Origin of the sequence: Streptomyces griseoruber (genome assembly GCF_001514205.1) — a bacterium.
GTDB lineage: Bacteria > Actinomycetota > Actinomycetes > Streptomycetales > Streptomycetaceae > Streptomyces > Streptomyces griseoruber.
Window position 1 is genome coordinate 301633 of the sequence record NZ_KQ948768.1, and the last position, 12695, is coordinate 314327.

At 72.0% G+C, this 12695-nt stretch carries 15 protein-coding genes and 3 pseudogenes; 7 read left to right on the plus strand and 11 right to left on the minus strand.

Annotated elements, in window-relative coordinates:
• Positions 1-232 precede the first annotated feature (232 nt).
• Positions 233-361 (plus strand): annotated as a pseudogene (locus AQJ64_RS50935) (antitermination regulator); the annotation flags it as partial.
• 444 nt (positions 362-805) lie between these two features.
• Here the strand turns inward: AQJ64_RS50935 and AQJ64_RS18285 are convergent.
• Both AQJ64_RS18285 and AQJ64_RS48180 read right to left on the minus strand, forming a co-directional pair.
• Positions 806-1009, minus strand: coding sequence for a cold-shock protein (locus AQJ64_RS18285; protein ID WP_037751662.1), 204 nt, complete (start codon positions 1007-1009; stop codon positions 806-808).
• Between the two features lie 302 nt (positions 1010-1311).
• Positions 1312-1464, minus strand: a complete 153-nt coding sequence (locus AQJ64_RS48180; protein ID WP_162252475.1) for a hypothetical protein — start codon at positions 1462-1464, stop codon at positions 1312-1314.
• 88 nt (positions 1465-1552) lie between these two features.
• Here AQJ64_RS48180 and AQJ64_RS18290 point away from each other — a divergent pair, with 88 nt between their 5' ends.
• The 3 genes and pseudogenes from AQJ64_RS18290 to AQJ64_RS18295 all read left to right on the plus strand — a co-directional run bounded on the left by AQJ64_RS18290 (position 1553) and on the right by AQJ64_RS18295 (position 4518).
• Positions 1553-2584 carry a hypothetical protein gene (locus AQJ64_RS18290; protein WP_055631632.1) on the plus strand — a complete coding sequence of 344 codons (1032 nt, stop codon included), beginning with the start codon at positions 1553-1555 and terminating at the stop codon, positions 2582-2584.
• 296 nt (positions 2585-2880) lie between these two features.
• A pseudogene (locus tag AQJ64_RS46050) lies at positions 2881-3096 on the plus strand (ArsR/SmtB family transcription factor); the annotation flags it as partial.
• Between the two features lie 585 nt (positions 3097-3681).
• Positions 3682-4518, plus strand: coding sequence for a maleylpyruvate isomerase family mycothiol-dependent enzyme (locus AQJ64_RS18295; RefSeq protein WP_055631633.1), 837 nt, complete (start codon positions 3682-3684; stop codon positions 4516-4518).
• A gap of 431 nt (positions 4519-4949) precedes the next feature.
• On the opposite strand, the gene AQJ64_RS18300 is transcribed toward AQJ64_RS18295, so the two are convergent.
• A complete protein-coding gene (locus AQJ64_RS18300) occupies positions 4950-5153 on the minus strand; it encodes a cold-shock protein (protein WP_037751662.1) in 204 nt (67 codons plus the stop codon).
• Positions 5154-5518: 365 nt separating this feature from the next.
• Between AQJ64_RS18300 and AQJ64_RS18305 the strand changes: the two genes are divergently transcribed.
• Positions 5519-6040: a GNAT family N-acetyltransferase gene (locus AQJ64_RS18305; protein ID WP_059202768.1), complete on the plus strand. Its 522-nt coding sequence runs from the start codon at positions 5519-5521 to the stop codon at positions 6038-6040.
• A gap of 241 nt (positions 6041-6281) precedes the next feature.
• Here the strand turns inward: AQJ64_RS18305 and AQJ64_RS18310 are convergent, their stop codons facing one another.
• The 5 genes from AQJ64_RS18310 to AQJ64_RS50940 all read right to left on the minus strand — a co-directional run bounded on the left by AQJ64_RS18310 (position 6282) and on the right by AQJ64_RS50940 (position 8673).
• The gene (locus tag AQJ64_RS18310) at positions 6282-6875 is read right to left on the minus strand and encodes a hypothetical protein (protein ID WP_240512900.1); all 594 of its coding nucleotides are present in this window, start codon (positions 6873-6875) and stop codon (positions 6282-6284) included.
• A 224-nt stretch (positions 6876-7099) separates the two neighbouring features.
• Positions 7100-7513, minus strand: coding sequence for a cytidine/deoxycytidylate deaminase family protein (locus AQJ64_RS18315; RefSeq protein ID WP_055637698.1), 414 nt, complete (start codon positions 7511-7513; stop codon positions 7100-7102).
• Between the two features lie 95 nt (positions 7514-7608).
• Positions 7609-7899, minus strand: coding sequence for a hypothetical protein (locus AQJ64_RS18320; RefSeq protein WP_244902665.1), 291 nt, complete (start codon positions 7897-7899; stop codon positions 7609-7611).
• Positions 7900-7983: 84 nt separating this feature from the next.
• Positions 7984-8487, minus strand: coding sequence for a hypothetical protein (locus AQJ64_RS50160; RefSeq protein WP_244902666.1), 504 nt, complete (start codon positions 8485-8487; stop codon positions 7984-7986).
• A gap of 3 nt (positions 8488-8490) precedes the next feature.
• A complete protein-coding gene (locus AQJ64_RS50940; protein WP_055637697.1) occupies positions 8491-8673 on the minus strand; it encodes a bile acid:sodium symporter family protein in 183 nt (60 codons plus the stop codon).
• Position 8674: 1 nt separating this feature from the next.
• On the opposite strand from AQJ64_RS50940, the pseudogene AQJ64_RS46055 reads away from it, so the two are divergent.
• A pseudogene (locus AQJ64_RS46055) lies at positions 8675-8848 on the plus strand (hypothetical protein); the annotation flags it as partial.
• 169 nt (positions 8849-9017) lie between these two features.
• On the opposite strand, the gene AQJ64_RS18330 reads toward AQJ64_RS46055, so the two are convergent.
• From AQJ64_RS18330 to AQJ64_RS18340, 3 genes are all read right to left on the minus strand, one after another.
• A complete protein-coding gene (locus AQJ64_RS18330; protein ID WP_055637696.1) occupies positions 9018-9704 on the minus strand; it encodes an HAD family hydrolase in 687 nt (228 codons plus the stop codon).
• 1 nt (position 9705) lies between these two features.
• Complete coding sequence (locus tag AQJ64_RS18335) at positions 9706-10632, minus strand: pseudouridine-5'-phosphate glycosidase (RefSeq protein WP_055637695.1); 927 nt, start codon at positions 10630-10632, stop codon at positions 9706-9708.
• A gap of 151 nt (positions 10633-10783) precedes the next feature.
• Positions 10784-12064 (minus strand): multidrug effflux MFS transporter, encoded by a 1281-nt coding sequence (locus AQJ64_RS18340; RefSeq protein ID WP_055637694.1) that lies wholly within the window; start codon positions 12062-12064, stop codon positions 10784-10786.
• Between the two features lie 87 nt (positions 12065-12151).
• Here AQJ64_RS18340 and AQJ64_RS18345 point away from each other — a divergent pair, with 87 nt between their 5' ends.
• On the plus strand, positions 12152-12646 hold the full coding sequence (locus AQJ64_RS18345; protein WP_055637693.1) for a MarR family winged helix-turn-helix transcriptional regulator: 495 nt from the start codon (positions 12152-12154) through the stop codon (positions 12644-12646).
• Positions 12647-12695 lie beyond the last annotated feature (49 nt).

Below are 12695 nucleotides of genomic sequence, written 5' to 3' on the forward strand. Positions count from 1 at the left end.
ACCCGATCCCCGGGAACCGCCGCCCTCGCCGTTTCCGCACGCCCGCATCGCCGACGGCGTCCCGCCGCCCGTCGCGTGGAGACGGCCTCAGGAATGCGTGCCCTCTCGGCCGTCGAACTCTCCGTGCCCGCCGCCCAGTTGATGGAACTCCGCCACGAAGGGCGGACGTACCGCTGGGACGTCCGCGAGCACGTCCAGCCCATCAGCTCATCCAGCGACGCCTCCGCCGATCATGAACCTGTACTCCCGCAAGCCCGGCGCGTTCACCGAGACCAGTGAGACGGCCGGTTGGCTGCCGATCTCCCCCGCCGCGGGTGCTTTCTCCAGCGCCCGCACCCATGCCCAGATGGAACAGGCCGTCGACGGGATGCGCGCGCCGATCTCCCGAGCCAGCCGGTCAGCTTCCCCCGAGACCGTCCCGTTTTCCTCCACGACCGTGCGCGCCGACCATGATCAGGGCCACGTCACCGGCCGTCGGCAGGTCACTGCGGGACGACGTGTGCGGCCTCCGGCCGACGAGGGACGCCGGCCGGAGGCCGCACACGAAGGGTGTGGTGGTGCAGGACGGTCGCCTACGCGGCGAAAGGCTCTGCGGGACTTCAGCCGAACGATCGTCCCCGCAGGAGACCTCCAGGCCCTTGGCAACCGAACCGGTACCGCGGGCTCCCGTCCCGGCTCGGGAAAACACCGGACGGAAGCTCACCCCGTCTTCCTTGCCACCGCGGCCACAAGGCTGCACCAGGCGAAGCGCGGCCTGCTGCTCGGCCCTGTTCCCGCCTTGTGCCCGCCCTGTTGAGGCCCCGGGTCAGGCAGGCGTGATGTTCTCCGCCTGCGGGCCCTTCTGGCCCTGGGTGATGTCGAAGGTCACCGCCTGGCCTTCCTGCAGCTCACGGAAGCCGGAGGCGTTGATGTTGGAGTAGTGCGCGAAGACGTCGGGTCCGCCGCCGTCCTGGGCGATGAAGCCGAAGCCCTTTTCGGCGTTGAACCACTTGACGGTTCCGCTGGCCATGCTGGTGCCTCTCGGTCGATGTCAGGAACCGCACCGCGCGGCCCTGGAGGTGATCGCCCTGGCCCGGCACTGCACAACAAAAAAGCCCACGCCAGGGCGCGGGCAGGTACGGCGAACCACGACAGCTGACAGCGAACCTACACGGCGGAACGAGTCCACACCAGCGGGTAACAGCCTTGAGCCGCAACGGAGATGGAGAAAGGCCCGCCCCGGGCCTCCGTGGCGGCACCGGCCGGCACCGCCCGCGCCCAGAACCGAGGGGTTCTGATGGGGGCCGACGGGCCGGCAGTCCGGTGGCGCCGTCACGGCCTGATCGGTTTGACTCTCTTGTCGATGCCGTTCACCCGCACGGTGACCTTGTCCCGCTTCAGCGCCCGGTCGGCCACGATCGTGTACGAGGGGTGGTTGCAGAACAGGTTGGGCAGTGTGTTGCAGGTCAGCAGACCCCGCAACATGATCCGGGCGCGTTGAGAGCGGTTCTGACACAACGCCACTGCGGGGGTGTTCGGTGACCGGGGTTGTCAGGCGTCTAAGGTCGCGTCCATGACGAGGACCACACCCCCGCGCCCGCTCGCTGTCGAGGCGCTCTTCCCGGAACTGGCCTCCTTTCGAGGGACGACGACGCGGCTCCATCCACGGCCGGGCAGACCGGACCTGTCGGCCAGTTCCGTGGGCGGTCCGATGCTGTGGCCGGCGGACGAGCCGTGGCCGGTGTGCGGCGAGGCCCATGGCCGTGGACGTGGCCGACGCCCGGCCGACATCCGCCGCTATCGGCAGGTTCTGGCTTCCGCGTGGACCCGCGGGCAGGATCCCGGCCCGACGGACGAGGAACGGGAGCTCCTGGTCGAGCTGCACCGGGAGCACCGGGTCCCCGGGGCATCCGAGACCGACCCGCTGCCGTTGATCGGCCTCGCGCAGCTGTACCGGCGGGATGTGCCCGACCTGCCGACGGGACCGGGAGACTGTGATCTGCTTCAAGTGTTCTGGTGTCCCTTCACCGCGCACGGACCGGGCCGGTACGGCCTGGAACTGCACCTGCGCTGGCGGCGGTCGTGGGAGGTCGGTGCGGTGCTGACCGCGCCGCCGCAGCCGCTGGTCGTCGGGTCCGACGGCTTCCTGCCCGAGCCCTGTGTGCTGCACCCGGAGCAGGTGGTCACCTACCCCTTCGCCGGCCTTCTGCCCGAGGAACTGTGCGCCCGGATCGACGCATGGGAGGAAACCCTTGAAGCGGAAGCCGAGCAGGCGGCGGACGGGAACACGACAGAGACACTCGGCTACCAGTACGACCTGTCCATCCCGCCCGGCTGGCGCGTGGGTGGCTTCGCCTCCTGGCACGCGACAGACCCGTATCCCATGGACTGCCTGACCTGCACGACACCGATGCACTTGCTGCTGACCATCGACAGCACGGAATGGGACGGCGGCAGCGGCAGCTGGAAACCGCTGGAGGACCGGAAGCAGCCCACTCACCATTGCGCCACTCCCACGGAGGTCACCGTGGGCCGCTGGGGTGAGCTCAACGTGTTCGCGTGCCCCAAAGAGCCCGAGCATCCGCACCGCTGGAGCATCCAGTAGCTTGTCGTGCTCCCGGGGAAGCGCGGGCACGCGTAACCGCGGTGCCCCCGGTGGCAGTGGGAACCGGACGGTCCAGGTGGCGAATCCTGCCGCCCGGGAAGTGCGCGGTGACAGGGCGTGGCGGGCTGGACAATGACGTACGCACCCGTGATCGTCACCAGCTTCACAGCCTTCTTGCCGGCCACAGGTCAGCGGCCGACAGGGCCCACTGGCGGCAGTGCGGCCCTGCAGAGGAGCGCACGACCCTCCAGCGGTGAGCACCGGCCCGACTCCCCTATCGGAATACAACGGCTGGCATGGCACGAGCAGCGACGACGTCGGACGCGTTCAACGCGATAGCGGAGCCGCAACGCCGGGACATCCTGGCGCTGCTGCGGGCGGGTGAGCGGCCGGTGACCGACGTGGCCCAGGAGGAGCTGGGAATGAGCCAGCCGGGGGCGTCCAAGCACCTGCGGGTGCTCCGGGACGTGGGTCTGGTGCGGGTCCGCGGGGCGGGCAAGCAGCGCCTCTACGGGCTGGACGCCCGCGGAGAGCGCTGCGTCCGTCATCCGTCAGTCGCACGACACGCAGGTCGTCCACCTGGACTAGCCACGGGTGCTCGACCGCGTGGCGGAAGACGGACGCGCCCACACCGCCCGCCAGGTGCAGACGTTGCTCCGACGAGTCGAGACAGGTACGGACGTGCGGGCGGTACACCCCTTCAGCGGGCTCGTCGGCGATGCCGGTTTCCTCAGCCGGCAGGCTCCCGAAGCGGGGAGCGTCGGCCCGTAGTCCCAGGCCAGGGAACCGGCCAGACGGTCATGGCAGACACGTGCGAAGGTCGGAGCCCGTCCCCCGGCCGCCAACCGCGCATCCGTCGCGCCCCGTCGCGCCCCGGTGCGCCCTGCACGTGCGAGCCGACTCAGGCGTGGCCACTCGGCACCCTTTCGCCCGCGCGGTGGTCACATCGCCATCCCCCGTCCGCCGGGAACCACCGGACCGCACCCCGAGGCCGGAGCGCGCCGTGGAGTGCCAGGGCTTGCCGCGTGCCCTCGAGTCTGATTGGGTTCGGCGCGCCGGACACGCGAGGGGCGCGGCAGGCGGGAGGGACGGGCAGCGTGCACCGTACGGCGGAGCAGGACATTCACGGGCCGCTGCCCGGGGGGCTCGCAACGGCGATACGTGAGACCGCCGGTGACATCGCCACGCTGTTGAACACTGCCTCCGACACGGCCGTTCCCGTACCGGATTCGGAGTGGACCCTCGGCGAGGCGGCCGCCCATCTGGCCCTGGCCAACGAGCTGATGGCCGACCTCGCAGCCGGGCACGAACGCCCCTACGGGGACGGCACGCCGCAGAGCCTGGCCGCTGCCAACGCACAGTCCCTCGCCGCGTTCGGGCAGCGCGGCGCGCGGCCGCTGGCATCGATGATCACAGAGCAGGCCGACGTGTTCCTCGACGCCGTGGAACGGGCCGCGGGGGACGAGAGCACCGCCGGCCCGGCCCCCGTCACACCACTGGGTCCCATGGACCGGCACGTTCTCGCGTCGTACCTGCTGACGCACATGCTGGGCCACGGCTACGACCTCGCTCGCGCGCTGGGGCGCCCGCACATGATCGACCGCCACCGGGTCGGGCTGTGCATGCCCTTCATGCTCTCGGTCATGCCGCGCGTCGTCGACACGGCCGCCCTCACTGATCCGGCGGTGCGCTACGCCATCCGGCTCCGGGGCGGCGCGGCGTTCGGCGTCAGCCTGGGCGACGGCGCCGTGCACGTGTCCCCGACGCCGCCGGAACGTCCTGAGTGCACCATCCTGATCGAACCCGTGACCTTCCTCCTCATCGCGCTGGGCCGCCGCAGTCCGTGGCGGGCCATCGGGCGGGGACAGGTCCTTGCCTGGGGCCGCAAGCCCTGGCTCGCGCCCCGCTTCCCGACGCTGTTCACCGCGCCCTGATCCCCTGCCGAGCGGCCGGCGTGTTCCGTTGGCCAAGGGGGTTCGGCGCTGGAGGAGCGCACCCGGCCTCCACCGGAGGGAAGCAGCCGCAACGACGCTTCGCTGTACCTGAGTTCGGCCCAGCAGCCGAACCCCTTACGCCGTCTGGGTGACGCCACCCTCCTGACCGGCCGGGGCGACTCCGACGGCGTCGAGGCCACCGGCGCGGTGTGCGCCGGGGATGTCCCAGCCCATGCAGAGAGCCCGTCCGCATGTGTGTGCGGACGGGCTCCGTTGCGAGCAGGTCCTGATCAACACCAACGCATGGGGGCCACCGTTCCGGCGTGGGCGGTACCGCCGCCCGACGCCTCGCTCACAGGGCGCCGCGCCGTGCTCGACGACGCGGCGACCCGCAGGAGTGGTATCCCGACTCCGCCCTGGTGAGGCCCGGGTCAGGCAGGCGTGATGTTCTCCGCCTGCGGGCCCTTCTGACCCTGGGTGATGTCGAAGGTCACCGCCTGGCCTTCCTGCAGCTCACGGAAGCCGGAGGCGTTGATGTTGGAGTAGTGCGCGAAGACGTCCGGACCGCCGCCGTCCTGGGCGATGAAGCCGAAGCCCTTTTCGGCGTTGAACCACTTGACGGTTCCGCTGGCCATGCTGGTGCCTCTCGGTCGATGTCAGGAACCGCACCGCGCGGCCCTGGAGGTGATCGCCCTGGCCCGGCACTGCACAGCAAAACGCCCACGCCTGGGCGCGGGCAGGTACGGCGAACCACGACAGCTGAGAGCGAACCTACACGGCGGAAGGGGCCCACACCAGCGAGTAACAGCCGCGAGCCGCAACGAGATCCGGAAACTGGCCCGGTCGGGCCCGCGCTGGACTCGGGCGGACGCTGGAACGGGCCCGCGACCGCCTGCCACCAGGGCGCGTCTCCAGTCGGGATCGCACCGCGGTGTGACGGGGTGCGGGGCCGCCAGAAAAAGGAGAGCCGGGCGGCGGCCGGGTTGCCTATGTTCCACACATGCCCGAGATCGAGCTGCTCCGTCCTGGCCACGCCCCCGCGCTACTCGCCTTCGAGCAGGACAACCGGGCCTACTTCGCCGGGTCGGTTCCCGACCGAGGCGATGCCTACTTCGCGCGGTTCGAAGAGCGCCACCATGCCCTGCTCGCCGAGCAGGAGGCCGGTACGTGCTACTTCCATGTACTGGTCGGAACGGAAGGTGAGGTGCTGGGGCGGGTCAATCTCGTGGATGTGGCGGACGGCGGCGCCGAACTCGGGTATCGGATCGCCGAGCGTGCCGCGGGCCGGGGACTGGCCACCTGGGCCGTGCGGGAACTGTGCGGGATTGCCGCCAACACGTACGGGCTGACCGTCCTGCGCGCCGCGACCACCCTCGACAACGCGGCATCGCGGGCCGTGCTGGCCCGCTCGGGGTTCGCCGTCGTCGGAGAAAGGCGGCTCTCCGGGCGGCCCGGTCTGTCATACCTGCGCGGCCTTGCCGACTTCACCGCTCCGCCCGGTGCGCCGGCGGCCTCTTACTGACCTCTTCGGAGTGTCGGTGAGGAGACCGCGGCGAGCGCGAGCGAGGCGCGGGTGGGCGAGCGGTCGGTGGAGTGCCGGCGGCGTCCCCTGCGGGAGGGCGGGATGGGTGCCCCGGCCCGGTGCGGCGGGGTGCGGCGGCCGATGCGCCGACACGGCTGGGACGCGACAGCTTCTCCTGGCGTGACTACCGCGCCCCCTGGTCGTGCGCGCCCACATCCAGCTCAGGTGCGCTGAAGGCCGATCACTGATCGCCGAACCCGCCGGCACGGCTCCAGCGGAGGGCGCTGTCCCTCCTGAAGATGACCTCACTCCCGTCCTTGGAGACGGAAGCCCGCTCCCAGCCGTCGAAATCCTTCGTGACGTTGACGTCCCACTGGGTCAGGTCGCCGGTGCCGACGGCCGCGATGGACTCGGCCGGGGGCTCGCCGTCATAGCAGTAGGGGCCGAAGTTCGCGATCGCCGCGACGGTTTTGCCGTTCGCCCGCAGCTCGATGCCCTGGCATGCGTCGGCCTGGGTGTGATGGACGACCATCGCTTTGGTCCAGGCCTTCGCTCGAGGATCGTAGTGCTGCTCGACGAGCCCCTGGCCACGGCGGTAGTACATGGCCACCCGGCGACCGTCGTCGAGTTTCACCTCGGCGTTGTACGGACTGGGACCACCGCTCCAGGCAAGGTCGCTCTTCTGCAACTCGGAGGTGTACTGGGAGGAATCCCGCGAGGCGCTCTGCGAGGCTGCCTTCGCCGCCGCGCCCGGGTGACCACAGGCCACCACGGCCGTCATCACCCACACAGACGCCGAAGCCCAAGTCAGCACCCGAATAACGGACTTACGCATGCTTGTCTCCCGTCCCTCTGCCGCGCAGCATACGCGGCTGCATCAACCTCCAAGCTGTGCAAGCTGCTTGACGCCAAGTCACCCACGCGCCCGCCCCCGTCTTCGGCGAGGTGGCACGGACGTGGCGCGCCTCGACCCGGCCGGTGCCGCATCACGCAACGTTCGCCCCCGCGTCGGTCGGCGGCGTCGGCCCCTGCGGCGTCGGCCCCTGCTGAGGGGGCGGTTCACCCGGCCTCGAGTTGGTGGTCGGCCCAGACATAGCTCTCGGGCAGCAAGTCGGCGATCTGCACGGTTCGAAGGCGGTCGCCGTTGCCGACGATCACCCCGAGGGCGGGGAAGTAGTCGAGAAGGGCCTGCCGGCACCGGCCGCACGGAGGGACGACCCCTCGGTCGCGGTCGCCCACGGCGACGATGGTGTCCAGCTCGTAGGCGCCCTGGGCGGCCGCGGCACCGATGAGGACCAGCTCGGCGCAGGGCCCTCCGGTGAAGTGGTAGGCGTTCACCGCGGTGACGATCCGGCCGTCCCGGGCACGGGCCGCGGCTGCCATGGTGTGGTTGTCACCCCGGCAGCGCGTGCGGGCGACGTGCGCTGCGGCCTCGACGAGTTCCTGGTCGACGGGGTGGGTCTGCGTGGTCATCTTCTCTGCCTTCGTGAGGGGTCAGGTGACGTTGACCCACGTGATGGTGGTGTGCAAGTGAATATCCGGCACTTTGTGCAAGCGACTCTCCGACGTCACCCCAGGGACGCCAACTGAAGGTGCACGGCCGCGGTGGTGCGCGCGGTGTCGCCGGTCGCGAGCAGGTCCAGCAGCGCGCCTCGCGGGACGGCCAGGACGAGGGTGCGCTGCGCGAGGGCGGCCTCGGTGTCCCGCGACGCGGAGGGCTGGCCGGCGGCGAGCAGCCCCAGCCAGTCGCCGACCGTGTCGCGGGCGAAGCCGGCCCACGGCCCGTCGGGGTCCACGAGGGAGCGTGCGTAGCTTTCGACCCACAGGGTCAGCAGCCCGCGGTGGGAGTCGTCGGACAACCACGCCCACAGTTCGCGCGCGGCCGTCTGCAGCCCCTCGGGCCGTCCTGCGGGTCGGCGAGCTGCTGGACGTGGGCCAGTTCGTCAGCCCTGGCCCGCGCGAGCAGGGCGCGGATCAGACCGTCCTTGCTGTCGAACAGGTAGAGCAGCACCCCGCGGGCTGGTGCCGATCGCCTCGGCCAGCGGACGCAGGGACAGGTCACCGAGGCCGCTGCGCAGGGCGTAGGCATAGGCCGCCTCCAGCAGCTCCCGTCGTCGCGGGGTGAGTGACGAGGCGGCGGGGGCGTCCAGACGCAGGAGACGGGCGGCGGACCGGCCGAGTGCGAAGGACAGCAGACAGACCAGGGCCGCCACGGCGAGCGCCGCGAGGAGCAGCAGCGGGCGCGGGTGCGTCAGGAAGGAGTTGGGGGCTCCGCCGGCGTTGACGTAGGTCAGGAGCGGTGAGCCGGCCAGGGCCGCGGGTACGACGGCGCGCGGTGTCCCTGGCAGGCAAGGGGGTGGGCAGGGCGAGTCGGCACAGAATGCCCGCCGCGCAGGGCAGGGCCACTCCCCCGAGGGTGAGTCCGCCGCCGGCGGTCTGCGCGGCACGGCTCAGACGTCGGCGCACTCCGGGCTGAGGAGCGGCCGGAGGGCGCTGGTGGTCAGGGGGACGGCGACGGGGCTCAGGAGGGTGGAGGCGACGACGAGTCCGGCCATGGTCGGCTGGTCGCCGTCGCCCCTGCCGGTCCAGACGGTGGCCCCGGCGGCGACCGGCACCGCCACGATCAGGATCATGGCGGAGGAGGCCGCCGCGCTCCTGCGGACCGGCCTGAGGGCGATCCCCGCCGAACGGCTCCGGGTCAACCCCGACTGCGGCCTCAAGACCCGCGGCTGGCCGGAGACCCGCGCCTCACTGGAGGACCTGGTGGCGGCCGCACACACGGTCCGGGGTGAGCTGCCCGCGTCCTGACCCCGTCAACGGGGCCCGGGAGGCCCGCACCGCCCGGTCCGTGCGGGCCTCCCGGGGCAGCCCTGAAGCGGGGGTCGAGCCCATCCCGGCGACGCCCTGCGAGCAAGCCGCGTCGGGCCGGAACGCTCCGGGCCCCCTGCGGTCTTCCTCCAGGGTGGCGCGGGGCAGATCACGTCGTTCTGCCCCGGGACACCGCCGTCACGACGTCCCCGAAGGATTCGGCGACCAGCGCGGCACCCGAGGTGAGGAGTTCCGCCGTGGTGGCCACCCCGTAGGAGACACCGATGGAGGCCATGCCGGCGGCGGAGGCCATCTCGATGTCGCCGGTCGCGTCGCCGATGACGACGCAGTCGGCGGCGGGAAGGCCCAGTTCACCGGCGACGTGCAGGGCCATGTCGGGCGCGGGCTTGCCGCGGGTGACCGAGTCGTGGCCCGCCACACAGGTGAACCGGTCGAGGATGCCCGTGGTGCGCAGGACGTTGAGAGCCGCCGCGTGGGTCTTGGAGGTCGCGATGGCCAGGAGGTGCCCGGACGCGCGGAGCCGGGTGAGGCCGTCGGCGACGCCCGCGTAGAGCATGCGCTCGCGCTGCTCCGCCAGATGCTCGGCGAAGCCGCGCCGGTAGGCGGCCATGGCCCCTTCCACCTCCGGGTGGTCGACGGGCAGGCCGAGCAGCTGGGAGAAGTTGCGGTCCAGGGGCTTGCCGACGGTGGCCCGTACGGCGGCCTCGTCGGGCGCCCGGCCGAGGTCCGCCAGGACCTTCAGCGTGAGGGAGACGATCGCGCCGGGCGTGTCGGCGAGCGTTCCGTCCAGGTCGAAGACGACGCCCCGCCAGGCGCCGGTCCGCTGTGCGCTCATGTCAGGCCTCCGATCGCACGGCGCTGAAGGCGACCGCGAACTCGCCCGCGACCCGGGCGGTGGACAGCAGGACCGCCCGGGTCGCGGCGGCGCTGCGGCCGGCGGTCACCTGGGTCAGGGCCCGCATCAGGAAGGGGCTGATGGCGTTGCCCCGCACGCCCGCCTGGTCGGCCTCGTCCAGCGCGGCGCCGATGGCCCGCTCGATCTCGTCGCCGTCGAGGGCGTCGGCCTCGTCGATGGGGGCCGTCAGCAGCACGGTCCGGTCGCCGTTGACCTCCCAGTGCAGCCGGGTCGCGCGGGCGGCGACGCGCAGATCGTCGACGCGGTTGACCGGGACGTCGGACTCACGGACGTAGAAGGCGGGGAGGCGGTCGGTGCCGTAGCCGAGGACGGGGACGCCCGCGGTCTCCAGGTACTCGGCGGTCAGGCCGAGGTCGAGGATGGACTTGGCGCCGGCGCAGACGACCGCGATCCGGGTGCGGGTGAACTGCAACAGGTCGGCGGAGACGTCGAAGGTCTCCTGGGCCCGCCGGTGGACGCCGCCGATGCCGGCCGTGGAGAAGACCGGTATCCCCGCCCGGGCGGCCGGTACGACCGTGCCGGCGACGGTGGTCGCGCCCAGGCCGCCCCGGGCCAGGACCGGGCCGAGGTCGCGTGCGCTGACCTTGGGGATGCCCTTGCCGGTGGCGAAGCGGTCGACCAGGTCGGCATCCATGCCGACGACGAAGCGGCCGTCGACGATGCCGATGGTGGCGGGGACCGCACCCGTGTCCCGGACCGCCTTCTCTATCTCCAGGCCGAGTTCGGCGTTGGCCGGATAGGCGGGTCCGTTGACGATGAGCGAGGACTCCAGCGCCACCACCGGACGCTGTTCGTCGAGGGCGGTGCGTACTTCGTCGCTGACAACGAGGAGCGGGTCCTTGGACACGGGCTGCCTTTCGATCGAGGTCGACGGGAGGTCCTGGCAAAGATGCGGCTACGGGGCCGATGCTGCGCCGGGGCGCTCCCGCCGGTCAAAGCCCACCGAGGGACCTGGTCAGGTGGCCCGGAGTGTGTCAGGTCGGCGTGTCGGGTGGGTGTCAGCTCGGCACGTCGGCCCGGTCCTGCGGTGCGTCGGTCCGAGCGTCGGCGCGGTCGGCCGGCGGTGGGCTGTCGCGGGTCAGGAGCAGGCACAGGACGGCGGCCAGGGAACAGCCGGCCATGCCCGTGAAGAGCGGCAGCGCGGTGTGCTTGCCGCCCAGCCCGACGAGCGGTGCCACGACCGCCCCGAAGACGCTCTGGAGGGTGCCGAGCACCGCCGAGCCGGTGCCGGCGGCGTAGGGCACCCGGGCGAGGGCGAGGGCGGTGGCGGTGCCGAAGAACTGGCCCAGGCCGAGGAAGGCGACGCCGATGAGCGCGAGCGCCGACACGCGGCCCAGGTGCCCGGTGAGGGTGACCAGCAGGGCGGCCGAGGTCGCGGCCAGCATCGTCGCGAGGCCGGTCCGCAGCAGCAGGACGGGGCTGTATCTGCCGACGAGGCGGGTGTTGACGGTGCTGGAGACGGTGGCGGTCAGGGCGCCGACGGAGAAGGCGACGGACGCCTCACCGGTGCTGAAGCCGAGGACGTTCTGCAGGAGGAACGGTGATCCGGCGATGTAGCAGAACAGCGCGCCGCAGCCGAAGGCGAAGGTGAGGGTGTAGCCGACGTAGGCGCGATCGGTGAGGACGGCACGGGCGGCGCGGACGGTGGACGCCATGCCGCCGTCGCGGCGCCGTTCCTCGGGCAGGCTCTCGGGGACGAACAGCGCGACGGCCCCGCACATCAGCAGCGAGGCGCCGGCCAGGGCCCAGAAGACCCCGCGCCATCCTCCCGCGCCGTCGACGACGGCGGCGCCCGCGAGCGGGGCGGCGATGGGCGCGATACCGCCGAGCGCCACGAGCACGCCGAAGAGCCGGGCCGCGGCGGCTCCGGAGGCGACGTCGGAGATCACGGCCCGTCCGACCACGACACCGGCCGCACCGGCGAAGCCCATGACGAAACGGAGCACGATCAGCGCGGGGAGGTTCGGGGCCATCGCGCACAGGGCGGTGACCAGGGCGCACACGGCGGTGCCGGCCAGCATCGGGGTGCGCCGCCCGTACCGGTCGGAGAGCGGTCCGAGCACCAACTGGCCGGCCGCCATGCCGAACAGGAAGGAGGTGAGGGTGAGCTGGATCCCGGACGCGTCCGTGCCGAGTTCCTCGGCCATCCGGGGAAACGCCGGGAGGTACATGTCGGTGGCGAGCGGCACCACGAACGACAGCAGGGCGAGGGTCGCGGTGAGCGACCTGGCGGGTGAGCCGGCGGCGAGCGGCTCCGGGCCGGCTAACGGCGTGGGCATGTGACACTCCTGGACGGACGGCGAAGAGAGCGGGCGGCAAAGGGTTCACTATAGTTATATAGATATAATCATTGCTACTGTCGCTCCATGAAGGCGACAGATCCGGCGGGTGACGCGACCCTGCTGCGTGACGCGAGGCAGCTGGCCCCGGCCCTGTACGCACTCGGGCGCGTCCTGCGTCTGCAGGGCGTCGAGGAGGCCGGACTGACTCCGCTGCCGCCGTCCGACCTCGAAGTCCTGCGCCACGTGCTGGACTCGCCCGGCGTCGGCGTCGGCACCGTCGCCCAGGAACTGGGCCTGCACGCCAGCAACGCGAGCGCGACCGTACGGGGTCTCGTCGCCCAGGGGCTCCTGCGCCGCGAACAGGATCCTCGCGACCGCCGCGCCGTACGCCTGCATCCGACCCCGGGGGCCGTGCAGGGCATGGCGATGATCGAGGACGCGTGGGCGGAGATCTTCGCCGGCTCCCTCACCCTGCTGACGAGCGACGAGCGCACGGCGCTCAACGCCGCCGCGCCCGCCCTGCGCTCCCTCGCGAAAGCCCTGAGGGAGCGGCGCAACGCGTCCAGGTCCGGGACCTGATGCCCCGGCAGACCCGCGGATCGTACGGCTGACCGGTTCCCGACCGGTT